The 22411-nt window shown below is 68.7% G+C and carries 24 protein-coding genes; 14 read left to right on the forward strand and 10 right to left on the reverse strand.

The window, feature by feature from the left end:
• Nucleotides 1-364 precede the first annotated feature (364 nt).
• Together GTW51_RS06135 and GTW51_RS06140 are read left to right on the forward strand one after the other, a co-directional pair.
• Entirely contained in the window at nucleotides 365-976 is a 612-nt protein-coding gene (locus GTW51_RS06135) for a hypothetical protein (RefSeq protein ID WP_163043035.1), read from the forward strand.
• A 139-nt stretch (nucleotides 977-1115) separates the two neighbouring features.
• The gene (locus tag GTW51_RS06140) at nucleotides 1116-1259 is read left to right on the forward strand and encodes a hypothetical protein (protein ID WP_343033928.1); all 144 of its coding nucleotides are present in this window, start codon (nucleotides 1116-1118) and stop codon (nucleotides 1257-1259) included.
• Between the two features lie 65 nt (nucleotides 1260-1324).
• On the opposite strand, the gene GTW51_RS06145 is transcribed toward GTW51_RS06140, so the two are convergent.
• The 3 genes from GTW51_RS06145 to GTW51_RS24320 form a co-directional block, all read right to left on the reverse strand.
• Nucleotides 1325-1867 carry a sterol desaturase family protein gene (locus GTW51_RS06145; RefSeq protein WP_163043036.1) on the reverse strand — a complete coding sequence of 181 codons (543 nt, stop codon included), beginning with the start codon at nucleotides 1865-1867 and terminating at the stop codon, nucleotides 1325-1327.
• A 125-nt stretch (nucleotides 1868-1992) separates the two neighbouring features.
• The gene (locus GTW51_RS06150) at nucleotides 1993-2601 is read right to left on the reverse strand and encodes a DUF2585 family protein (RefSeq protein WP_163043037.1); all 609 of its coding nucleotides are present in this window, start codon (nucleotides 2599-2601) and stop codon (nucleotides 1993-1995) included.
• On the reverse strand, nucleotides 2598-2729 hold the full coding sequence (locus GTW51_RS24320) for a hypothetical protein (protein WP_281354579.1): 132 nt from the start codon (nucleotides 2727-2729) through the stop codon (nucleotides 2598-2600). Before GTW51_RS24320 ends, GTW51_RS06150 begins: the two co-directional genes overlap by 4 nt.
• 40 nt (nucleotides 2730-2769) lie before the next feature.
• Between GTW51_RS24320 and GTW51_RS06155 the strand changes: the two genes are divergently transcribed.
• The 3 genes from GTW51_RS06155 to GTW51_RS06165 all read left to right on the forward strand — a co-directional run bounded on the left by GTW51_RS06155 (nucleotide 2770) and on the right by GTW51_RS06165 (nucleotide 5451).
• Nucleotides 2770-3558, forward strand: coding sequence for a fatty acid desaturase (locus GTW51_RS06155; RefSeq protein WP_163043038.1), 789 nt, complete (start codon nucleotides 2770-2772; stop codon nucleotides 3556-3558).
• Nucleotides 3559-3811: 253 nt separating this feature from the next.
• Nucleotides 3812-4720 (forward strand): class I SAM-dependent methyltransferase, encoded by a 909-nt coding sequence (locus tag GTW51_RS06160; protein WP_163043039.1) that lies wholly within the window; start codon nucleotides 3812-3814, stop codon nucleotides 4718-4720.
• Complete coding sequence (locus tag GTW51_RS06165; protein ID WP_163043040.1) at nucleotides 4717-5451, forward strand: pseudouridine synthase; 735 nt, start codon at nucleotides 4717-4719, stop codon at nucleotides 5449-5451. The genes GTW51_RS06160 and GTW51_RS06165 overlap by 4 nt, the downstream gene beginning before the upstream one ends.
• Nucleotides 5452-5471: 20 nt before the next feature.
• Here the strand turns inward: GTW51_RS06165 and GTW51_RS06170 are convergent, their stop codons facing one another.
• Nucleotides 5472-6230 carry a sulfate transporter family protein gene (locus tag GTW51_RS06170; protein WP_163043041.1) on the reverse strand — a complete coding sequence of 253 codons (759 nt, stop codon included), beginning with the start codon at nucleotides 6228-6230 and terminating at the stop codon, nucleotides 5472-5474.
• Nucleotides 6231-6364: 134 nt separating this feature from the next.
• On the opposite strand from GTW51_RS06170, the gene GTW51_RS06175 reads away from it, so the two are divergent.
• From GTW51_RS06175 to GTW51_RS06210, 8 genes are all read left to right on the forward strand, one after another.
• Nucleotides 6365-7366 carry an adenosine kinase gene (locus GTW51_RS06175; RefSeq protein ID WP_163043042.1) on the forward strand — a complete coding sequence of 334 codons (1002 nt, stop codon included), beginning with the start codon at nucleotides 6365-6367 and terminating at the stop codon, nucleotides 7364-7366.
• Between the two features lie 87 nt (nucleotides 7367-7453).
• Nucleotides 7454-8446, forward strand: coding sequence for a Gfo/Idh/MocA family protein (locus GTW51_RS06180; protein ID WP_163043043.1), 993 nt, complete (start codon nucleotides 7454-7456; stop codon nucleotides 8444-8446).
• Nucleotides 8447-8598: 152 nt separating this feature from the next.
• Entirely contained in the window at nucleotides 8599-9591 is a 993-nt protein-coding gene (mepA, locus tag GTW51_RS06185; RefSeq protein WP_163043044.1) for a penicillin-insensitive murein endopeptidase, read from the forward strand.
• Between the two features lie 721 nt (nucleotides 9592-10312).
• The gene (locus GTW51_RS06190; RefSeq protein ID WP_246232710.1) at nucleotides 10313-11350 is read left to right on the forward strand and encodes a glucokinase; all 1038 of its coding nucleotides are present in this window, start codon (nucleotides 10313-10315) and stop codon (nucleotides 11348-11350) included.
• Between the two features lie 84 nt (nucleotides 11351-11434).
• Nucleotides 11435-12388, forward strand: a complete 954-nt coding sequence (gene gshB / locus GTW51_RS06195; protein ID WP_163043046.1) for a glutathione synthase — start codon at nucleotides 11435-11437, stop codon at nucleotides 12386-12388.
• Nucleotides 12389-12488: 100 nt separating this feature from the next.
• Nucleotides 12489-13106, forward strand: coding sequence for an SH3 domain-containing protein (locus GTW51_RS06200; protein WP_163043047.1), 618 nt, complete (start codon nucleotides 12489-12491; stop codon nucleotides 13104-13106).
• A gap of 241 nt (nucleotides 13107-13347) precedes the next feature.
• Entirely contained in the window at nucleotides 13348-14880 is a 1533-nt protein-coding gene (locus GTW51_RS06205; RefSeq protein ID WP_163043048.1) for a YifB family Mg chelatase-like AAA ATPase, read from the forward strand.
• Entirely contained in the window at nucleotides 14877-15506 is a 630-nt protein-coding gene (locus GTW51_RS06210; RefSeq protein WP_163043049.1) for a class I SAM-dependent methyltransferase, read from the forward strand. Before GTW51_RS06205 ends, GTW51_RS06210 begins: the two co-directional genes overlap by 4 nt.
• 281 nt (nucleotides 15507-15787) lie before the next feature.
• Here the strand turns inward: GTW51_RS06210 and pheT are convergent, their stop codons facing one another.
• The 6 genes from pheT to rpmI all read right to left on the reverse strand — a co-directional run bounded on the left by pheT (nucleotide 15788) and on the right by rpmI (nucleotide 21096).
• Nucleotides 15788-18202 (reverse strand): phenylalanine--tRNA ligase subunit beta, encoded by a 2415-nt coding sequence (gene pheT / locus GTW51_RS06215; protein WP_163043050.1) that lies wholly within the window; start codon nucleotides 18200-18202, stop codon nucleotides 15788-15790.
• Between the two features lie 153 nt (nucleotides 18203-18355).
• Nucleotides 18356-18766 (reverse strand): hypothetical protein, encoded by a 411-nt coding sequence (locus tag GTW51_RS06220; RefSeq protein ID WP_163043051.1) that lies wholly within the window; start codon nucleotides 18764-18766, stop codon nucleotides 18356-18358.
• Between the two features lie 46 nt (nucleotides 18767-18812).
• Nucleotides 18813-19217 carry a GFA family protein gene (locus GTW51_RS06225; protein ID WP_163043052.1) on the reverse strand — a complete coding sequence of 135 codons (405 nt, stop codon included), beginning with the start codon at nucleotides 19215-19217 and terminating at the stop codon, nucleotides 18813-18815.
• Nucleotides 19217-20302, reverse strand: a complete 1086-nt coding sequence (gene pheS, locus GTW51_RS06230; RefSeq protein ID WP_163043053.1) for a phenylalanine--tRNA ligase subunit alpha — start codon at nucleotides 20300-20302, stop codon at nucleotides 19217-19219. Before pheS ends, GTW51_RS06225 begins: the two co-directional genes overlap by 1 nt.
• Before the next feature lie 136 nt (nucleotides 20303-20438).
• On the reverse strand, nucleotides 20439-20858 hold the full coding sequence (gene rplT / locus GTW51_RS06235) for a 50S ribosomal protein L20 (RefSeq protein WP_163043054.1): 420 nt from the start codon (nucleotides 20856-20858) through the stop codon (nucleotides 20439-20441).
• 37 nt (nucleotides 20859-20895) lie between these two features.
• Nucleotides 20896-21096 carry a 50S ribosomal protein L35 gene (gene rpmI, locus GTW51_RS06240; RefSeq protein WP_163043055.1) on the reverse strand — a complete coding sequence of 67 codons (201 nt, stop codon included), beginning with the start codon at nucleotides 21094-21096 and terminating at the stop codon, nucleotides 20896-20898.
• A gap of 512 nt (nucleotides 21097-21608) precedes the next feature.
• Between rpmI and GTW51_RS06245 the strand changes: the two genes are divergently transcribed.
• On the forward strand, nucleotides 21609-22409 hold the full coding sequence (locus GTW51_RS06245) for a hypothetical protein (protein ID WP_203565931.1): 801 nt from the start codon (nucleotides 21609-21611) through the stop codon (nucleotides 22407-22409).
• Nucleotides 22410-22411: the final 2 nt, after the last annotated feature.

The raw sequence follows: 22411 nt of genomic DNA on the forward strand, positions 1-22411 counted from the left end.
GACTGGATCGAGGATTATTGCGAGGTCCACCCGCACTCAGGATTAAAGTTCCGCTCGCCGCGCGAGTTCATCAGGCTCAGTGCCTAAACCCAACCGCCGCTTGTCCGGCGAAATGGGGTGCACTCCAGGCCTTTTTTGCGATGATCCGTGCCACCGACTCAAGTCGTAGCATCAACCTAAGGAATAGCCAAAGCATTTCCTTGTGTATAAATCTGACCGTAGCCGTCTTCAGTAGGCCCCAGAGACGTGATTGGTTTTTACGCTTACGCTAGTGCGGACACTGTATTCAAGGCGCACAGCGGCCGTGGTCTCTCGGTCACAAGAGAAATCCTTAATACCAAACGCTGGAAAGGTACTGCTAGACATGGCCGATACTCGAGACGCCTGGTCGGCATTTTTAAGCCCAGACGTAGTTCGCTTGAAGCTTATCTCCGCCGGCCTGTTCCTGATTGGCCACGAAATGCTGGTCGACTCGATACAACGCCACCTTCGATCCTTCTATGCAGACGAATGGACAAAGGAGGGGCCAATTCCGGGCCCTGAATACGAGACCAAGGTGCTCGCTTTGGATCCGAGAGGGAAGAAAAATCCCGTGCGCGGGTCCATCGCTTGGCTGCGCCAAAGGGAAGCGATCAACAGTGACGACGAGGCCGCCCTACGAAAGGTGACCGACGCTCGGAACAACATCGCTCACGAGATGTCGTCAATGGTCAGTGCAGCGGACATGCCTGACTTCCTTGGCGAGTTTCAGACAATGATGTCACTTCTCAACAAGATCGAGCGTTGGTGGATCGTCAATGTCGAACTTCCGACCGACCCCGACTTCTGCGACAAGGAAATTGACGAAGATGGCATCGTTCCAGGTCCAGCGTGGATCATGCACATGCTATCGCAGGTCGCGTTGGGTGAAAAAGATGAGGCATGGGAGCTCCACCGTTTGTTTACGGAACAATGGCCAAGTCAAAATGGACGCTAGTTGTTTGTCTCACGGTGCCTCTTAAGAACGGCGGCATGACTTCCGAAGTGTCCTATCCGGTTGGGGCGACCTCGCACTGCCCAGCGCCGCCAGCGCTCCCACCTTCCGCCCCCACCGCCGAACCTGCTATGCCCCGGCGATGACCACCCCCGCCCCCCGCAGCGCCGTCTATGGCGCGCCGCCCGTTGATCTCGTGGAGGTGGCCGAGGGCGCCGTGCAGCTGTCGCCGCTGCGGCCCGGCGCCGAGGCGCTGGAGGCGCTGCCGGATGCCGCCGGGTCGTAGGCGAGCGTCTTCCAGTCGCTAACGAGTTGCGCCGCCCGCCCCGCAGGCGCCCCTCCTGCCACCCCTCAGTGCCTCACCGGCGCGTGGGCCGAGCCCTGCGCTGTCACCGAGCGGTCGATGCGTTCGCGGTCGAGGACGCCCGAGCGGCGCAGCTCGGCCTTCAGCTTGTCGATCGGCGGGGCGTAGAGGAAGCCGAAGGAGACGCAGTGGTCGCGCCCCTCGACGGCGTGATGCAGCCGGTGCGCCTGCACGAGGCGCTTGGCGTAGCCGCGATGCGGCACGTAGCGGAACGGCCAGCGCTGGTGCACCAGCCCGTCATGGGCGACGAAATAGAGCAGCCCGTAGAGCGTGATGCCCCAGGCGACCGCGAGGATCACCGGCGACAGCGCCTCGCCCACGAAGAACAGCGCGATGGCCATCAGGCTGAACACCACGGCGTAGAGATCGTTCTTCTCGAAGAAGCCCTCGGTCTCCTCGTGGTGGGATTTGTGCCAGCCCCAGCCGCTCTGCCCGTGCATGACGAATTTATGCATCGTCCAGGCGAACCCCTCCATCAGCACCACGGTGCCGAGGACGATCAGGGCGTAGAGGATGATCTGAAATAACATGGCGGCCCTGCAGGTTGCGGCACGCGCTGCGGCGCGTCCCAATCCGTTCCAATATGGCGACGACGACGGGGACTGCCAAGCGCCGCGGGGCGCGTGCAATCGGCGCAAGCAGGCGCCGGACCGGCTCAGACCAGGCGGAGCACCCGCAGCGTGCCGAGCAGCAGGCCGTCGTTGATCGACCAGAGTAGCACGATCTCGATCACGGCGGCGGCCAGCAGCGTGAGGCGCCAGCCGAGCAGCCGGGCGAGGAAGAAGCCTATGACGACGAAGGCGGTATCGCTCAGGGAGTTGACGATGCTGTCGCCGGCGTAGGCGCCCGGCTGGCTGGTTTCGTTGAACAGGGCGATCACCGGCGGCGTGTTCTCGACGATCTCCCACGCGGCGCTGCCGAGGACGACGACCACCAGCTTGGACCGGGCCGGCCAGAACGGCTTCAGCCAGTCGACGAAGACGAAGAGACCCGCGCCGAACAGCAGATGCATGAGGGAATAGGGATCGGCCAAATGCTGGGAGTTCGACACGAGCTCGAAGCTCGTGCTCCACAGCCGCAACGGTTCGTGGGGCGGCACGAAAGGCCGGCCGAACAGCCAGAGCGTGCCCACCACCAGGCCATTGGCCGCAAGGCAGATCAGCAGGCACAAGGCGAGCGACGGCCCGCCGGCTCTCGCGGACCCCTTGGTCGCGAGCGTGTCGAGCGGGTCGAGCGCAGGAGTGTCGGACGGCGTCTGGGTCATGCGTGGATGAATATGGGAGGATCGGCGAAATGTTCATGCGCGATGCCGCCGCCGATCCGCAAGCCGTCAACAGAAATTGCCGGAGCCGATGGCTGCGGGCAGCCGGCAGGGCGGACGAAACGCCGCATGCGGCTTTCCGGAAGGGCGCCCGGGTTTAAGTCTCGGCGCATGAGTGTCGACATCGTCTCCAGCGGCCCCGCTTCCCGACCCGCCGTCAGGCCCGCCGGGCCGCGCCTGCGCCCGTTCCAGGCAGCCATCGGCCTGACGCTGGCCGCCTGCGTGCTGCTCGCCTGGGCCGCGATCCATGTCGGCGGCGTGTTCTTCTTCGACGTTCGGTGGTCGACCATCGTCTTCGTGCCGATCCTCGTCGCGGTCCAGTGCTGGCTCACCGTCGGAATGTTCATCGTCGCGCACGATGCCATGCACGGATCGCTGGCGCCCGGATGGCCGCGGCTGAACGCCGCCATCGGCGCGTTCATCCTGACCATCTACGCGGGCTTTGCCTGGCGCCGGGTGCGCGACGCGCACATGGCCCATCACGACAAGCCGGGCACGGCCGAGGATCCGGACTTCTTCGTCGACGAGCCCGATCGCTTCCTGCCCTGGTACCGCGCCTTCTTCCTGCGCTATTTCGGCCGGCGCTCGATCGTCTTCGTGTTCACGGTGGTGGGTGCCTACATCCTGCTGCTGGGCGCCCCGGTGCTCAACGTCGTCCTGTTCTACGGGGTGCCGTCGCTGCTGTCGTCGCTGCAGCTGTTCTATTTCGGCACGTTCCGGCCGCACCGGCACGAGGAGGAGGGCTTCGTCGACCGGCACAATGCAAGGTCGAACGAGTTCGGCTACCTCGCCTCGCTCCTCACCTGCTTTCACTTCGGCTACCACCACGAACACCACGACGAGCCGTGGGTGCCCTGGTGGGGCCTGCCGGCGCAGTGGCGGCAGGCCCGGTCGTCCTGACGCGCACTACAAGCCGGCCGATCGTGACGACCTGACGCCCACTGGCCTTCATCCTCCCCGCGCCACCCGCGGCACGTCTGCGGCCGCGATAGCCTCACTTCCCGCCGGGCGACCGGCTGGCGGCGATCCGACCATCGGCCCGGCAGTAGCGGCGTCGCATGCGCGTCGCATGCGCGTCGGGCGCGATGGCACGGCCGGCGACCTGTCGCCGCCCGCCTTCCTCCCCCACCGCCAAAGCTGCTATGTCCCGCCGATGACATCCCCCACCCCCCGCAGCGGCGTCTATGGCGCGCCGCCCGTTGATCTCGTCGATGTGCCCGAGGGCGCCGTGCAGCTGTCGCCGCTGCGGCCCGGCGCCGAGGCGCTGGAGGCGCTGCCCGATGCCGCGCTGGAGGACATCGTCGTCGCCGCGCCGCCCGGCTCGATCGAGCGGCGCTTCGTGCTGGCGCAGGCGCTGCGGGCGCTGGTCCCAGGCGGCGCGCTGACCGTGCTGGCGGCCAACGACAAGGGTGGCCAGCGCCTGCGCGGCGAGCTCGAAGCCTTCGGCTGCAGCGTCGCCGAGCGGTCCAAGGCCCGCCAGCGCATCTGCACCGTCACTCGGCCGGACGCGCCGACAGGGCTCGACGAAGCGCTCGCGGCGGGCGGGCCGGTCATGGTCGAGGGGCTCTGGTCGCAGCCGGGAATCTTCTCGTGGAACCGGGTTGATCCCGGAACGTCCCTGCTGCTCGCCCATCTGCCGAAGCTCGCGGGCCGCGGCGCCGATCTCGGCGCCGGGATCGGCATCATCGCCGCGGCCGTGCTCGCCGCCCCGGCCGTCACGGAACTGACGCTGGTCGAGATCGACCGCCGCGCCGTCGAAGCCGCAAAGGCGAACATCGCCGACGAGCGCGCCCGGTTTCTCTGGGCCGACACCCGCGAGGCGGCGCTTGCCGATCTCGACTTCGTCGTCTCCAACCCGCCCTTCCATGCCGAGGGCATCGAGGATCGCGGCCTCGGCCAGGCCTTCATCGCGGCCGCCGCCGGGATGCTGCGCCGCTCCGGCACGCTGCATCTCGTCGCCAACCGCCACATGCCCTACGAGGCGGTGCTGCGGGCGAAGTTCAAGAGCGTGAAGACCGTGGCGGACGTCTCCGGCTACAAGATCTTCGAGGCCCACAAATGACCAAGGTGCCGACCGCCCGGCTCGACCGGCTGCTGGCCAATCTGGGCTATGCCTCGCGCCGCGAGATCCAGGCGCTGGCGAAGAACGGCCACATCACGCTCGACGGCGCCCCGCTCACGGCGGCCGACAGGCGGATCGCGCTCACGCCCGACCTCGAGACGCGGCTGGTGGTCGACGGCGAGGCGCTCGATCCGCTGCCGGGCTTTGCCCTGATGCTGAACAAGCCGCTCGGCGTCACCTGCTCGCGCAAGGAGGCGGGGCCGCTGGTCTACGATCTCCTGCCCGAGCGCTGGCGCCGGCGCGACCCGGCGATCTCGACGGTCGGCCGGCTGGACAAGGAGACCTCCGGCTTGCTTCTGATGACCGACGACGGCGCGCTGCTCCACCGGATCATCTCGCCGAAGCGGCATGTGGCCAAGCGCTACCGCGTCGGCCTCGCCCGGCCGCTCACCGGCGGCGAGGCCGACCTCTTCGCCGCCGGCACGCTGATGCTGGACGGCGAGGAGAAGCCGCTCGCCCCGGCGGAGCTGGAAGTCGTCGGCCCGCAGGAAGCGCTGCTCACGGTCCACGAGGGCCGCTACCACCAGGTGCGCCGGATGTTCGCCGCCGCCGGCAACCATGTCGAGACGCTGCACCGGGAATCCGTCGGCGGTCTCACCTTGCCGGCCGACCTCGCGCCCGGCGCCATCCGCCGCCTCGGCGAAGCCGATCTCGCCGCGATCTTCGCGTAGGCGGCCGACCGCCCCAGCCGTCAGCGGACGATGTCGGCCTCTTCCCGCGCCACAAGCGGCATCTTGCTCAGCCCGATCAGCCCGCCCTCCTTCTTGGCGACGCGCTGGTGGAGATGCACCATCAACGCCGCGGCGAAGAGCGGCGTCAAAAGGTTGAGCAGCGGCACGGCGAGGAAGCCGGCGATGACGAGGCCGGCGAAGAACACCGTGGTGCCGTAGCGGCCGCGCAGCGCCTTGGCCTCGGCTTCCGGTCGGTAGCGCAGCGCCGCGAACTCGAAATATTCCCGCCCGAGCAGATAGCCGTTGACCACGAAGAAGGCGGCGATGTTGATGCCCGGCACCAGCAGAAGGGCGAAGGCCAGCAGATTGCCGAGGATCACCACGCCGAAGAACTTCACCGACAAAACGAGGCCGGGCAGGATCGCCATCGCCTCGCCCTGCGGCGCCTCCGGATAGCTCTCGCGCTCCACCACCTCGGCGACGTCGTCGAGGAACAGGCTGGCGATCACCGCGCTGACCGGGCCGATCAGGAAGGCCAGCAGCAGCGCCAGCGCAAGCCCCGCGGCGAAGCCCGCCACGGTGCCGGCCTGGTCGACCCAGGGCGCGTCGGGAACGAGATCCGTGAGCAACGGCAGCGCCAGCCATTCGAACAGCCAGCCGACGCCGAACCACAGCGCGATCAGCACGACGGCGGCAAGGCCGAGCGTCTTCCACAGCGCCGCGCGAAACGGCGCCGAGAAGATGTCGCGAAAGGCGAGGGCGGCGGAAGTGAGGATCATCGAGGCATCTCTCCTGGCGTCCGCTCGCAGATAGGCGCCGCACCGCGCGCCCGCAACGCTGCCGGTTTCGGCGCTGGCCATGGACGCCCGCAGCCTCTAGAAGAGCCGGCAATTCACCAGTAACGGAACAGTTCATGGCCGACTACGACGTCCTGACGATCGGCAACGCCATCGTCGACATCATCTCCCGCACCGACGACGCCTTCCTCGAACGCGAAGCCATCCAGAAGGGCGGCATGACGCTGATCGACACGGCGCGCGCCGAGCATCTCTACGGCGCCATGGGCCCGGCCATCGAGACCTCCGGTGGCAGCGCCGGCAACACCGTCGCCGGCCTTGTCAGCCTCGGCGGCACCGGGGCGTATTTCGGCAAGGTCGCCAACGACCAGCTCGGCGACATCTTCAAGCACGACATCCGCTCGCTCGGCGTCCACTTCGCCACCACGCCGCTCGAGGGCCATCCGCCGACGGCGCGCTCGATGATCCTCGTCACGCCCGACGGCGAGCGCTCGATGAACACCTATCTCGGCGCCTGCGTCGAGCTCGGCCCCGAGGACATCGATCCCGCCATCGTGGCAGCCGCCAAGGTCACCTATTTCGAGGGCTATCTGTGGGACCCGCCGCGCGCCAAGCAGGCGATCGTCGAGGCCGCCGGCATCGCCCACGCCAACGGCCGGGAAGTCGCGATGACGCTGTCGGATTCCTTCTGCGTCCACCGCTACCGTGACGAGTTCCTCGAGCTGATGCGCTCGGGCACGGTCGACATCGTCTTCGCCAACGAGAGCGAGGCGATCGCGCTCTACGAGACCGAGACGCTCGAGCCGGCGCTCGATTTGCTGGCTGCGGACGTCAAGCGCTTCGCCGTCGTCACCCGCAGCGAAAAGGGCTGCATCGTCATCGATGGCGACAAGCGGATCGCGGTTGCCGCTACGCCGGTCGCCGACGTGGTCGACACGACCGGTGCCGGCGACCTCTTCGCCAGCGGCTTCCTCAGGGGCTACACGATGGGCCTCGACCACGAAAAGAGCGCCCGGCTCGGCGTCGCCGCCGCCGGCCACATCATCGGCCAGGTCGGCCCCCGCCCGCAGACCCCGCTCGACCGGCTGCCCGAAATCGCGGCGCTGCTCGCCGGCTGAGACTCGCCGCGCGGCATCGCCTGCCCACATTCCCCGTCGTCCGCATCCGGCCGCGCCTGGCCGGATGCCTGATCCCGGAGAAACGCGATGCTGAACTGGGGAATCCTCTCCACCGCCAAGATCGGGCGTGACCGCCTGATCCCGGCGATCGCCGGGTCGCGCAACGGCTCGCTGGCGGCGATCGCCAGCCGCGACGGCGAGCGCGCCTTCGAGGTGGCCGCGACCTATGGTATCCGCCAGGCACTCGGCAGCTACGAGGCGCTGCTGGAGTCGCCCGACGTCGAGGCGGTCTACATCCCGCTGCCCACCGCCCAGCACGCCGAATGGACCCTGAAGGCCATCGCCGCCGGCAAGCACGTGCTCTGCGAGAAGCCGATGGGCATGAACGCCGGCGAGATCGCCGAGATCGCGGCGGCAGCCGCGGCGGCCGGCCTCGTCGTCGCCGAAGCCTACATGGTCACCTACCACCCGCAATGGCTGATGGTGCGCGACCTTCTCGGCGCTGGCGCGATCGGCCGGCTGCGGCACGTCGAATCGACCTTCAGCTACCACAATGTCGACCCCGCCAACATGCGCAACCGGCCTGACCTCGGCGGCGGCGCGCTGCGCGACATCGGCGTCTATCCGCTCGTCGGGGCACGCTTCGCGACTGGCCTCGAGCCCCGGCGGGTCCGCGCGACCATCGCGGTCGACCCGGCCTTCGGCACCGACAGCTTCGTCACCGGCACGGTGGATTTCGGCGATTTCGCCATGAGCCTCACGCTCGGCACCGGCATGGCGCATCGCCAGACCATGGTCTTCCACGGCGAGGACGGCGTGATCGAGATCGCCGCGCCCTTCAATGCCGGCCTCTACGACGGCGACAGCGTCACGCTGCACGACCGCTCGCGCCGCCGCGCGGAGATCTTCCGCTTTCCCGGCGTCGACCAGTACGTCCTGCAGGTCGAGGCCTTTGTCGACAAAGTGCGCGGCCACGACGTTGCGGTCTTTCCGCTGGAATCCAGCCGCCGCAACCAGGCGGCGATCGACGCGCTGTTCGCCGCCGGCGAAAGCGGCGACTGGGTCGACGTCGCCGGCTGACGCCCCGCCTTCAAATCGGCTCATCGTCCCGGCAGGGTCTCGCCTCGGCCGCGGCAAACGCGGTCGCCGACAGATCGCGGCACGAGGCGCGCAAGGCTCGGACCATGAGCCTGCGCTAGCCTCGCCGCGAGAGACGACAGGGAAGAGCCGACATGATGGCGACAGGACGAAAAGCCGGGCGCTTGGCTGCCACGCTGCTGGCGCTCGCCCTTGCCACGGGCGCCGCCCATGCCGAACCGCCGGCCAAGGAACTCTTTGCCGCCAAGGGCAGTCCCGCGGCCCTCGCGCCGGAGAGCGTCGGCTTCTACTCTAAGGGCTGCCTCGCGGGCGCTGCAGAACTTGCGCCGGACGGGCCGCATTGGCAGGCGATGCGGCTGTCGCGCGAGCGACGCTTCGGCCATCCCGCCACCGTCGCCTTTCTCCAGCAACTGTCGGAGGAAGCCGCGCGGCGCGGCATCTGGCCAGGGCTGCTGGTCGGCGACATCTCCCAGGCCCGCGGCGGCCCGCTGCCCTACGGCCACGCCTCGCACCAGATCGGCCTCGACGCCGACATCTGGCTGCAGCCGATGCCGGCGCAGCGCCTCACCCAACAGGCGCGCGAGGATTTCGCCTTCCGCTCGGTGCTGCGGGAGGGAACGCTCACCGTCGACGACCGGGTCTGGACCGACAATTACCGCGACCTGATCCGCCTCGCCGCCGAGGATTCCAAGGTGCAGCGTGTCTTCGTCCATCCGGGCATCAAGAAGAAGCTCTGCGAGACCGCCGGAAGGGACCGCGCTTGGCTCAACAAGGTGCGGCCGATCTACGGCCACCACGAACACTTCCACGTCCGCCTGCGCTGCCAGCCGGGGTCGGACGGCTGCACGCCGCAGGAATCCACCGGCAGCGGCGACGGCTGCGGTGACCTCGGCTGGTGGTTCAACGTTGCGCTGAAGCCGCCACCGCCCAATGCCAAGCCGGGCAAGCCGAAGCCGCCGATGCGGCTCGCCGACCTGCCGAACCAGTGCCGCGTCGTCCTCAACGCCCCCGGCACCGGCGCGGGCAATCCCCTCCTCATGGCTGCGCCCCGCGACGCCGCCCCCGCCGCCCTCTCCTACGCCCCGATCGCGTCGGTGCCGATCCCCACCAGCCGCCCGATGCAGTAGACGCAGCTCTGCCGATTGTCGGCTCCGACGGTCAGTCGCTTCGCCCGATGCAGGTCCGATCTCCCCCCTTGTGGGGGAGATGTCCGGCAGGACAGAGGGGGGTCCTGCGGCCCCTCGGCCTGACAGAACAGGCACGGGACACCCTTTCGGCGAAAACCCGGCCACCCAGTAATCCCCGCTCCTCGCCACCGCCCCCATACTCCCCTCATCGCCGCCCGGGCGGGCACGGACGATCGCCGGGATCGGTCGGGGCGGCGAGCGGTGTCCGCGACGGACGCGCCTTCCGGAGGCGTGCCCGGCCCGGACGGTTTCGAGGTGCCGCCGGACCGTCTCCCACCACGAGGAGGCTGCGGATCGGTCCGCTTGACCGGGGACACCCGGGAAGAGCCGGCCGCCAGTGCCCCCTGCCAGCGTCGCGGTGGCGTCGCATCACGGCGGGGAAGCGCTCTTTCGGAACCGCAAAGACATCGCGCGGATCGCCGGGGGCGTGCCGCAATACTCATTCTTCCGAGGGCGCGCCCTCGGCGATCCGCTGCTCCGCGCGAGCAGCCAGCGTGGACGCAAACCGCCGGCCCGGCTGCCAGCCGGGCGCGGCGCCGCTCCGGCGCGTCCGGTCGCTGCCCCGGCTCGTGACACCGAATTTTTCCGAGCCGTGGAAATTTTGCGTCGGGCGCCGGGAAGCGCTATGGGACGAGCCTACCAACCCAGACAGGCGGGCACCATGGCGGAGCGACGCGGCGGCAACGACGCCCTGAAATTTCCGATCCTGATCGGCGATATCGGCGGCACCAACGCCCGTTTCGCCATCCTTCTCGACGCCTTCGCCGAGCCGAAGATGTTTCCGGTCGTCCAGACCGCCGACTTCGAAACCATCGACGAGGCGATCCAGGCGAGCGTGCTGGACAAGACTTCGGTGCAGCCGCAAACAGCGGTGCTCGCCGTCGCCGGGCCGGTCGACGGCGACGAGATCGACCTGACCAACTGCCCCTGGGTGGTGCGGCCGCGTCAGATGCTGACCGGCCTCGGACTCGGCGAGGTCATCGTCCTCAACGATTTCGAGGCGCAGGCGCTGGCGATCTCGTCGCTGCCGCCCGCCTCGCGCAGCCAGATTGGCGGCGGCGTCGTGCATGAAGGCGCCAGCCGCGCGGTGCTCGGGCCCGGCACCGGGCTCGGCGTCGCCGGCCTGGTGCGGGCCCGCAACATGTGGATCCCGGTCGCCGGCGAAGGCGGCCACATCGATCTCGGGCCCCGCACGGCGCGCGACCTCGCCATCTGGCCGCATCTGAAGACGATCGAGGGCCGGGTCTCCGCCGAGCAGGTGCTGTGCGGGCGCGGCCTGGTCAATCTCTACCAGGCGATCGCCACGGTGAACGGCAGCGAGCCGGCCCACACCACCCCCGCCGAGATCACCGACGCCGCCGTCCATCGCCGGGACGAGGCCTCGATCGAGGCCGTCGACCTGTTCGCCATGTATCTCGGCCGCGTCGCCGGCGACATCGCGCTGATCTTCATGGCGCGCGGCGGCGTGTTCATCGCCGGCGGCATCGTCCAGCGCATCATCCCGATCCTCAAGGCCGACCAGATCCGCGCCGCCTTCGAGGACAAGGCGCCGCACAGTGCGCTGCTGCGCGACATTCCGCTCTACGTGGTGACCGAGCCGCTGGCGGCGCTGGCGGGGCTCGCCGCCTTCGCCCGCACGCCGCGCTTCTTCGGGCTGGAGACCACCGGCCGCCGCTGGATCGCCGTCCCCGGCGGCTGAGCCTCGCGATGCCGCCGTTGCCGGATGGGCACGACGGCGCTACCTCAGGCGAAACCACCCCTCCCTCAGTCAAGGACTGCCGCCATGGCGCTCAAAGTCGCCGTCCAGATGGACCATGTTTCCTCGATCTCGATCAAGGGCGACTCCACCTTCGCGCTGTGCCTCGAGGCGCAGCAGCGCGGGCACTCGCTGTTCCACTACACGCCCGATCGGCTGTCGCTGCGCGACGGCCGCGTCACGGCGCGGGGCGAGGCGATGGAACTGCGCGAGGAGGAGGGCAACCACTTCACCCTCGGCGCCACCGAGAAGGTCGACCTCGCCGACATGGACGTCGTCCTGCTGCGCCAGGACCCGCCCTTCGACATGGCCTACATCACCTCGACGCACATCCTGGAACGGGTGCATCCGAAGACCCTGGTGGTCAACGACCCCGCCTCGGTCCGCAACGCGCCGGAGAAGATCTTCGTCACCGAGTTCGCCGACCTGATGCCGGAGACGCTGATCACCAAGGATCCGGAGGAGGTCGCGGCGTTCCGGGCGGAATTCGGCGAGATCATCATGAAGCCGCTCTACGGCAATGGCGGCGCCGGCGTCTTCCACATCACCCGCGAGGACCGCAACCTCACCTCGTTCCTCGAGACCTTCGCCCTGATGTTCCGCGAGCCGTTCATCGTCCAGCGCTATCTCAAGGACGTGCGCAAGGGCGACAAGCGGATCATCCTGATCGACGGCGAATATGCCGGGGCGATCAACCGCGTGCCGTCCGAGACTGATGCCCGCTCCAACATGCATGTCGGCGGGCGCGCCGAGGCGACCGAGCTGACGGAGCGCGAGCGGGAGATCTGCGCCCGCATCGGACCGGCGCTGAAGGAGCGCGGCCTGCTCTTCGTCGGGATCGACGTGATCGGCGACTACATGACCGAGATCAACGTCACCTCGCCCACCGGCATCCGCGAGATCAAGCGCTTCGGCGGGCCGGACATCGCCGCGCTGCTCTGGGACGCGATCGAGGCCAAGCGCCGGGATCGGCGAAGCTGAACCCCAGCTAACAGCCGCGTTCCGGAACCGTACGGGATACGTATGGCTTAGTGCTTCCAGAAACCGGACGGGTTTCGGATCATTCCGAGGAAAGCACATCATGAAAAAGATGCTCATCGCCGCGCTGGCTCTGGCGGGCGCATTCACCATCACCGCCGAGGCGCAGGCCCAGTCGCGCGCCATCGCCGTCACCGACGTCAATTTGCGCGCCGGGCCGTCGACGTCCTATCCCGCGGTCAACGTCGTCGGCGCCGGCCAGGGCGTGCGCGTCTTCGGCTGCCTCGACACCCGCTCGTGGTGCGACGTCGGCTTTCAGGGCCAGCGCGGCTGGATGTCGTCGAATTATCTCGCCGACGCCGGCGAGCGCCGCTACACCGGCCCGCGCTATGTCGAGCGCATCCAGGCACCGGTGATCAGCTTCTCGGTCGGCAGCTACTGGGACAACCACTATCGCGGCCGCTCCTTCTACAACCAGCGCAACCGCTTCGACGATCGCGGCGGCCGGCGCGTCGGGCGCCGCGAAGACCGTCGCGACTTCCGCGAGGATCGCCGCGACGACCGCCGGGATTTCCGCGAGGAGCGCCGTGACGATCGCCGCGACTTCCGAGACGACCGGCGTGACCGACGCGGGGATCGCGCCGAGCGCCGGGACGACCGGCGCGACGTGCGCGGCCCGGCCCGCGCCGAGCCGGTGGTGCCGCTCTACCGCGTCGACTAGGATCACCGCTTCATGAGACCGACGGCGCGGGCGGCAACGCCCGCGCCGTTTCTCGTTGCGGCTCTGAGACTGGTACAATCTTCAAGAAATCTTCATCTCCGGCCACGCCGAATCGGAGCCATCGATTCGTCGTGGATTTGTTCCGCTCCCGTTCTTGTTTCATTCCTCAGATCGTGCTTACCTAGGGGCACATTGGAGAGTGTGCTGCCATCATGGCGGCGGACGACAGGAGAGTGTCGGCATGGTCTCGCGCATCAAGACCGTCGCCTTCCAGGGGGTCGATGCGGTCCCCGTGGACGTGCAGGTGATGGTCGCCCCCGGCAAGGTCGGCATCCAGATCGTCGGCCTGCCCGACAAGGCGGTGGCCGAGAGCCGCGAGCGGGTGCAGGCCGCCCTGCACGCCTCCGGCCTGTCGATGCCGCCGAAGAAGGTGACGGTCAATCTCGCGCCGGCGGACCTGCCCAAGGAAGGCAGCCATTACGACCTGCCCATCGCGCTCGGCCTGATGGCAGCGCTGGGGGCAATCCCCTCCGATGCGCTGACCGGCTATCTCGTCCTCGGCGAGCTCTCCCTCGACGGCATGACCACGGCGGTGGCCGGCGTCCTGCCCGCCGCGATCGGGGCCAACGCCCTCGGGCTCGGGCTGATCTGCCCGGCCGAATGCGGCGCCGAGGCGGCCTGGGCGAGCGGCGACATGGACATCGTCGCGGCACGCAGCCTGATCCAGATCGCCAACCACTTTCGCGGCACGCAGCTGATCGCCCGCCCCGAGCCGTCGATCCGCGCCGCGCCCGCCAACCTGCCGGACCTCGCCGAGATCAAGGGTCAGACCGTCGCCAAGCGGGCGCTGGAGATCGCCGCCGCCGGCGGCCACAATCTTCTGATGGTCGGGCCGCCGGGCTCCGGCAAGTCGATGCTGGCGCAGCGCCTGCCCTCGGTGCTACCGGCGCTGGCGCCCCGGGAACTACTGGAAGTGTCGATGGTCGCCTCCATCGCCGGCGAGCTGTCCGGCGGCAAATTGTCGGACCGGCGGCCGTTCCGCGCGCCGCATCATTCGGCCTCGATGGCAGCGATGGTCGGCGGGGGCCTCAGGGCCCGGCCGGGCGAGGTGTCGCTGGCGCATCGCGGCGTCCTGTTCCTCGACGAGCTGCCGGAATTCTCGCCGGTGGCGCTCGATTCGCTGCGCCAGCCGCTGGAGAGCGGCGAGAGCGTCATCGCTCGCGCCAACCACCGGGTCACCTATCCCGCCAAGTTCCAGCTGGTCGCGGCGATGAACCCCTGTCGCTGCGGCATGGCCGGCGAGCCGGGGCGCAGCTGCGCCCGCGGCCCGCGCTGCGCCGCCGACTACCAGGCCCGGATCTCCGGGCCGCTGCTCGACCGGATCGATCTCAGGGTCGACGTCCCGGCGGTGACCGCGGCGGACATGATCCGCCCGCAGCCGGCCGAGACGTCGGAGACGGTCGCGGCCCGCGTCGCGGCGGCCCGGGCGCTGCAGGCCGAGCGCTATCGCGGATTGGGCCTGCCGGCGGAGACGCTCAACGCCCATTGCGCCGCGGCTTTGGTAGAGACGGTGGCGGAGCCCGACGCCGAAGGGCTGAAGCTGCTCCGCGACGCGGCCGAGCAGATGAAATTCTCCGCCCGCGCCTATCACCGCATCCTCAAGGTGGCGCGCACCCTCGCCGATCTCGACGGCGACGAGGCGGTCCGGCGCATCCACCTCGCCGAGGCGATCTCCTACCGCATGGCCGGCGAACGGCTGCCCGTCGCCGCATGACCGCGCGGGCGATGCCATCGCCGGAAGGAAGCGACCAGCACCCTGCCGTCGCCGGCTACGACGTCATCGCCGACGCCTTCGAGGCCGCCCGCAAGGTGAAACCCTGGGAACTCGCCTATTTCTCGGGGCTCGCCGAGCGTCTGGCGCCCGGCGATCATCTGCTCGACTGCGGCTGCGGAAACGGCCATGCCGGCCTTGCCGCTCTGGTCGAGGCGGGGCTGTCGATCACCGCCCTCGACGGCTCGGCCGGCATGCTCAGGCACTTTCGCCGGCGCTATCCCGGCATCGCGACGATCCGGTGCGACATGCTCGCCCATGATCCGGCCGAGCCCTTCGACGCGATCATCGCCTGGGACAGCTTCTTCCATCTCACGCATGACGAACAGGCGCGGATGATCCGGCATTTCGCCGCCTGGCTGCGACCGGGCGGCCTGCTGCTGTTCACCAGCGGGCCGGGCCACTCGACCATCGACGACGCGATGTTCGGCACGCGCTTCGCCTATGCCAGCTACAGCGACGCGGCCTATCGCGAAATGCTGGGCGCAAACGGCCTGTCGATACTCGCCAGCGACTTCGACGAACCCCACGCCGCGATCCACAAGGTCTGGCTGGCGCAGAAGGAGTGACGGCAGGGAGGACTGATGGGCGGAGGGACTCATGGGAGGAGCGACGGCGCAGCGGAGCATGCTGCCGAGAGACGGGGCGACGACATGCCCTCGCGCGGCCGTCGTCCTCGGGCCCCGTCCCGAGGATCCACCGTCCCGTGCTCGGCGCTATTCGAGAGGCCCTCGCAGCCCGATGGCCAGCCGACGAGCCAAGACACCCGCCGCCCTGGATCCTCGGGACGGGGCCCGAGGCTGACGACGCTCACATGCTGGCCGTCACGCGTCCGGTCGCGGGGCTGGCCTCAGCCCCGCAGCGTGCCGCCGGTGGCCTTTTCGACCTGCGCGACGATGGTGCGCGAGACGGCGTCGAGGTCCTCCTCGGTGAGGGTGCGATCCGACGGATTCAGCGTCACCTCGATCGCGACGGATTTCTTGCCCTCGCCGAGCGCCGCGCCGGTGAAGACGTCGAAGACCCGCACCTCGCCGACCAGCTTCTTGTCGGCGCCCTCGGCGGCCCGCACAATCTTCAGGGCCGCGACCGCCTCGTCGACCACGAAGGCGAAGTCGCGGCGCACCGGCTGGAACGGCGACAGGATGAGGATCGGCTTGGTGCGCGTCGGCTTGGCCTTCGGCTCCGGAATGGCGTCGAGGAACACCTCGAAGCCGCAGGCCGGGCCGGCGACGTCGAGGCGCTTCAGCGTCTGCGGGTGCAGTTCGCCGAACTCCGCCAGCACGATCTTCGGGCCGAGCTTGATCCTCCCCGACCGGCCGGGATGGTACCAGGCGCTGGTCGGCGCCTCGATCATCAGCTTGTCGACCGGCGCGCCAGCGGCTTCCAGCGCGGCGATGGCGTCGGCCTTGGCGTCGAACACCGAGACCGGGCCGGCGCTGCCGTCCCAGGCGCGGCCGGCACCGGCCAGGCCCGCCGTGCCGCGGCGGATGCCGCCGGCAACGCGCTTCTGCCCGTCCGGCTGGTCGCTCAGATAGATGCCGGCGACCTCGAACAGCGCCGTGTCGCCGTGCCCACGGGCGGCATTGCGGCCGGCGGCCGCGATGAGGCCCGGCAGCAGCGAGGGCCGCATGTCGGACATGTCGGCGGCGATCGGGTTCTCCAGCTTCAGCGCCTCGCTGCCGCCGCCGAAGGCTTCGGCGTGGGCGGCCGGGATGAAGCTGTAGGAGACCGTCTCGACCATGCCGCGGGCGGCCAGCGCCCGGCGCGCGGCGCGGTCGCGGTTCTGCGGCAGCGTCAGGATGCGCCCGTTCACGGTCGCCGCCGCGGGCAGCGGCTGCGGGGCGACGCGGTCGACGCCGACGAGGCGCATCACCTCCTCGACGAGATCGGCCTTGCCGTCGATGTCCGGGCGCCAGCTCGGCGGCGTGACCTCGGCCGTATCCGTGGCCGGCCGAACCGCGAAGCCGAGGCGCTCGAGGATTTCGACCTGGCGGTCGGTCTCGACGCCAAGGCCGGTCAGGCGCTCGACCTCGGTGAAGGGCAGGGTGATCGACCGCGCGTGGAACGGCCGCTCGGCGACGACGAGGCGCTCCGACGGCGTGCCGCCGCAGAGCTCCAGCACCAGGGCGGTCGCCAGATCGAGACCGGGCTCCATGAAGGCCGGATCGACGCCGCGCTCGAAACGGTAGCGGGCGTCGGTGACAATGCCGAGCGCGCGGCCGGTGCGGGCGATGTCGAGCGGCTCCCACAGGGCCGATTCGATCAGCACGTCGGTGGTCGTCTCGTCGCAGCCCGAATGCTCGCCGCCCATGATGCCGGCGATCGACTCGACGCCGTTATCGTCGGCGATGACGCACATGCCGTGGCTGAGCGTATAGGTCCGCCCGTCCAGCGCCAGCACCTCTTCGCCGGCCTTGGCGCCCCGCACGACGAGGTCGCCCGCGACCTTGGCGGCATCGAAGACATGCAGCGGGCGGCCGCGGTCGAAGGTGACGTAATTGGTGATGTCGACGAGCGCGTTGATCGGGCGAAGGCCGATCGCCCGGAGCCGCTTCTGCATCCAGGCCGGCGACGCGCCATTGGCGACGCCCGAGACGCGGCGCAGGGCGAATCCGGTGCAGGTTGGGCTCTCGACGCGCACGGCGACGGGGCAGGCGCCCTCGCCTTCGATCCGGGCCGGAGCCTTCGTAAGGAGCGTGCCCATGCCGGAGGCAGCGAGGTCGCGTGCGATGCCTGCAACGCCGGTCGCGTCCGGCCGGTTCGGCGTCAGGTTGATCTCGATCACCGGGTCGGCGAGATCGGCATAGTCGGCGAAGCGGGTGCCGACCGGCGCGTCTTCCGGCAGGTCGATGATCCCCTCATGCGCGTCGGAAAGCTGCAACTCGCGCTCGGAGACCATCATGCCGTGCGATTCGACGCCCCGGATGCGGCCGACCGACAGCGTCGTGTCGATCCCCGGCACGTAGGTGCCCGGCAGCGCCAGCACGCCGACCAGGCCGGCGCGGGCGTTGGGGGCGCCGCAGACCACCTGCACCGGCTTGCCATCGTTGACCGAAGGCCCGGCGTTGACCGTCAGCACCCGCAGCTTGTCGGCGTCGGGATGCTTCTCCGCGGTCAGGACGCGCGCGATGTGGAACGGTGCGAACACGGCACGATCGTCGACGGCTTCCACCTCGAGCCCGATCATCGTCAGGCGCTCGCAGATCTCGGCCAGCGTGGCGTCGGTGTCGAGATGGCTCTTCAGCCAGGAAAGCGTGAATTTCATCGGGCTCGATCTTGTTGCGGCGGGCACGCCCTGCCGGCGGGGCGTGACGATCTCAAACTACGGCGATGCCGTGCGGGAAAGCGGGTCGGGTCGGCCGTTTCGTAGGCCGTGCCGGGCAGCCGCGTCAATCGCGGCGGCCGCCTCCCCGGCCGTTCAGGACGGCGGGCCATCCCGGCCGGCGACGTCCGCGGCGACCTTGCGCACCGTGCCGTTGGCGTGGACGAAGCGATAGGTGGACAGCGCGACGAGGGCGAAGACCGCGTAGAGGAACAGGATGGTTCCCCAGGAGAACACCGTATCGAAGCCGAACTTCTCGATCACCGAAGGCAGGCCGACCCCGGTGAAGAACGAGGCGAGCGCCGCCGGCGTTGGCGGCATCGAGCGGTAGTAGAAGGCGAACAGCCCGACGGTGACGAGCGCGACCAGCAGCCTTCCGAGCGAAGCCAGCATGGTGAAGGCGGCGTTCTCGGCAAACACGAAGCTGAGAAGGTCGACGACCAGCGTGCCGATGACGGCACCGGCGACCACGGCGATGACTTCGATCACGAACTGGCGGGGCGACATGGCGGCTCTCCTCATCCCGATGCACGGGCGACTGTTTCAGGCCAGGCTAGTCAGGTCGCCTGACGCTGACACCTGGGAAGCTCGGCAATTCGTCGTTCAAATGCACGAACGGCAGGCGCTCCGATACGTACCCTTCGTGCGTCGGTGGATAGCGGCCCGGCTCGTCCATCGCCCCCAGAACGAAGAATATCTGGTCCGGCAGTTGCTCGTCCCGGTAGGCAATGGGCGTTCCGCACGTCGCACAGAAGGACCGGCGTACCGATCCTTCACCGTAAAGTTGCTCATCGCTACCGCTAAACGTCACGTCACGCCGATAAAAGCCGACGAAGGCCAGCATCGGCGCACCCGACGCCCGACGACAGTCATCGCAATGGCAGATGCTCGCGAAGTGCGGATCGGCCGACGCGCTGAACCGGATCGCCCCGCAGCGGCAACCGCCGGAATGCACCATTACGTCGACAGCCCCCCGAACAAGGTCGGCATGTCGAGCGGGCGGAAGCCGTAATGCTGCAGCCAGCGGATGTCGGCATCGAAGAAGGCGCGCAGGTCCGGCATGCCGTATTTCAGCATGGCGATGCGGTCGATGCCCATGCCCCAGGCAAAGCCCTGATACTCGTCCGGGTCGAGCCCGCCATGGCGCAGCACGTTCGGATGCACCATGCCGCAGCCGAGGATCTCCATCCAGTCGCTTCCCTGGCCGAAGCGCACTTCGCCCGGGTTGGAGCGGTCGCACTGGATGTCGACTTCGAGCGAGGGCTCGGTGAACGGGAAGAAGGACGGCCGGAACCGCATGTTCAGCGACGGCACCTCGAAGAACGCCTTGCAGAACTCCTCCAGCACCCACTTCATGTTGGCGACGTTCGCAGTCTTGTCGACCACCAGCCCTTCGAGCTGGTGGAACATCGGCGAGTGCGTGGCGTCGGAATCCTGCCGGTAGGTCTTGCCGGGAATGACGATGCGGATCGGCGGCTTCTGCGCCTCCATGGTGCGGATCTGCACCGGCGAGGTATGGGTGCGCAGCACCTTCCGCTCGCCGCTGGCGTCCGCCTTCAGGAAGAACGTGTCGTGCATCTCGCGCGCCGGATGGCCTTCGGGAAAATTCAGCGCGGTGAAATTGTAGTAGTCGGTCTCGATGTCCGGACCTTCGGCGATGGCGAAGCCCATGTCGGCGAAGATCGCGGTGATCTCGTCGATGACCTGACTGATCGGATGGATGCGGCCGCGGGCCGCTGGACTCGGGCGGACCGGCAGCGACACGTCAACGGTCTCGGCCGCGAGCCGCGCGGCGATGGCGATGTCCGCCAGCGCCTCGCGCTTGCCGGCAATTCGTTCCGCGACCCGGTCCCGGAGGCCGTTCAGCACCGGGCCGGCCTCGCGCCGCTCGTCCGGGCTCATCCGGCCGAGGCCCTTCAGGAGCTCGGACAGTTCGCCCTTCTTGCCGAGCGCGGCGACGCGGACGGCTTCCAGCGCCGCCTCGTCCGGCGCGTCGGCGATTGCGGCGGTCAGCCTTGTTTCGAGTGCATTGATGTCGCTCACCCTGTCACTCCCTGCTCATGCTGTCGTCCGGCTGCGGCAAACCGCTCCGCCGGAGCGCCGTTGCCGGCGCCGAACACAGAAAGGCCCGCGCGGCGGTGTGCCGGCGCGGGCCTTCGAGATCAAGCGGCCGACAGTGTCAGGCCGCGCGCTTCTCGCCGACGGCGCGCTCGTAGGCGCCCTCGAACTCGGATTCCTTCAGATAGGCGAGAGCCGCCTTGGCCTGCTCGACCAGCACCGCGAACGCTTCCGGCTCGTGGATGGCGATGTCGGACATGACCTTGCGGTCGACCTCGATCCCGGCCTTGGCCAGACCGTCGATGAACCGGCCATAGGTCAGGCCATGCTCGCGGACGGCGGCGTTGATGCGCTGGATCCAGAGGGCGCGGAAATTCCGCTTCTTCACCCGGCGATCGCGCGTCGCATACTGCTTCGAGCGGTCGACGGCGGCCTTCGCCGCGCGGATGGTGTTCTTGCGACGGCCGTAGAAGCCCTTCGCCTGCTTCAGCACCTTCTTGTGCTTGGCGTGGGACGTTACGCCCCGTTTCACTCGTGCCATGATATCGCTCCTGAAATTCGCTCGTTACCCACGCCGCTCAGCGGTTGTAGGGCATGTAGATCTTGACGATCCGCTCGTCGGGTTTCGACAGGATCTTCGTGCCGCGTGCGTCGCGAATGAAGTCTCTGGAACGCTTGATCATGCCGTGGCGCTTGCCGGCAAAGCCTGCCTTGACAAGGCCGCTGGCCGTCATCCGGAAGCGCTTCTTGGCGCTCGCCTTGGTCTTCATCTTGGGCATTTTGCTCTCCATCGTGTGGGGATCGCGACCATGTCGGGCTGCCCTGGGGCCAGCCCGGCTCGTTCCGTCATACAGTCGGAAGGGTCGCGAAAGCATTATGAACCGCCACGGCATGCCCTGCCGGCCAGTTCTGTTTCGACGGTGCGCTTATAGGCGGGACGCCGCCCCGGCGCAAGGCCCTGCCAGGTGTGCCTCCAGGCCGGCGATACAAGTATCCGTCACCGATCGGCTTCACCCGTTCTTGCGTCGACAAATATTGTCGAGATTCCGGCTCACCGTAGCTTGCCACGAACGGTCTCAAGTGAGATCATGTCGTCAGGGCATAGGAATGATAAGCAATGGTGCTCATTAATTTTCCTGGCCGCCTCGATTATGTTCGAGAGCGCGTCGTTCTTGCATCCATCCTTCCGTCATCATGGCCGCTAGTGCTGCGTTGCATCGAAGAATTCTTCCCGCAGGCGTCCGCAAGGGTCGAGCGGATGCCCGTGCATCAATCCGCGAAGGCGGCGCCGATGCTGCTGGCCGGCAGGCGGCGCGTGGAAAGCTGCTCGTTGACCCAGGACGCGCGCGTTCCTCTTGAAGATGGCGACCGGCTCGTCGCCGGCGCGGTGGTCAGGCTGGATTCGACAGGCCCGCTGCGACCCCTGTCAGCGGCGGACGGCGCCGGGCTGGTCATGGCGGTCGAGGCGGATGAGGCCGTTCTGCTCGCCGTGCACTTCCCGGAGCGGCTCGGCCAGCAGTACTACGCGGCGATCGCGACGCTGCTGCGCCGCCTTAGCGACGATCTCATCCTCAGCTATCGCGTGACGCGGACCTTGGCCCAAGGGGGTCGCGTCGACCGTGTCGTTCTCGAGGCCGGCTGGGACCGGCTGATGGCGGGGGTGGTGCTGCTGTCGTCGCGCCTGCGTGTTAGGGCCGCGAACATAGCGACCGACGATCTGCTGGCCGACCGCCGCTTCTTCCTGCCGCCGGTGGCCGGCGTGCTGCGACCGGCGGTCAGGTCCGATGCCGATCGGCTTCTTGATGCTGCGGAACGCGTCCTGCGGAGCGGCAGCGAGGGGGAGAGCCTGAGCTTCGCGGCGCTTCGCGGTCCGCGGCGCCTGCTGGTGCGCCTCCACCGGCTGGACCAGACCTCACCGTTCGGCGGATTGGCCGCGGCCGTGCGGCGCGAGGACCACCGGTTGATCGCCATCATCGAGCCGGAGCAGTCCGGCGGGACGGCGCAGACGAGCCCGCTCGCATCCCCTCTCGCCTCCCTGACATCGGGGACGGAGGCCAGCGACCCCCTGCAGACGAGCCTCTGCCGCGCTTGAGC

Source organism: Aurantimonas aggregata (assembly GCF_010500835.1).
Taxonomy (GTDB): Bacteria; Pseudomonadota; Alphaproteobacteria; order Rhizobiales; family Rhizobiaceae; genus Aurantimonas; species Aurantimonas aggregata.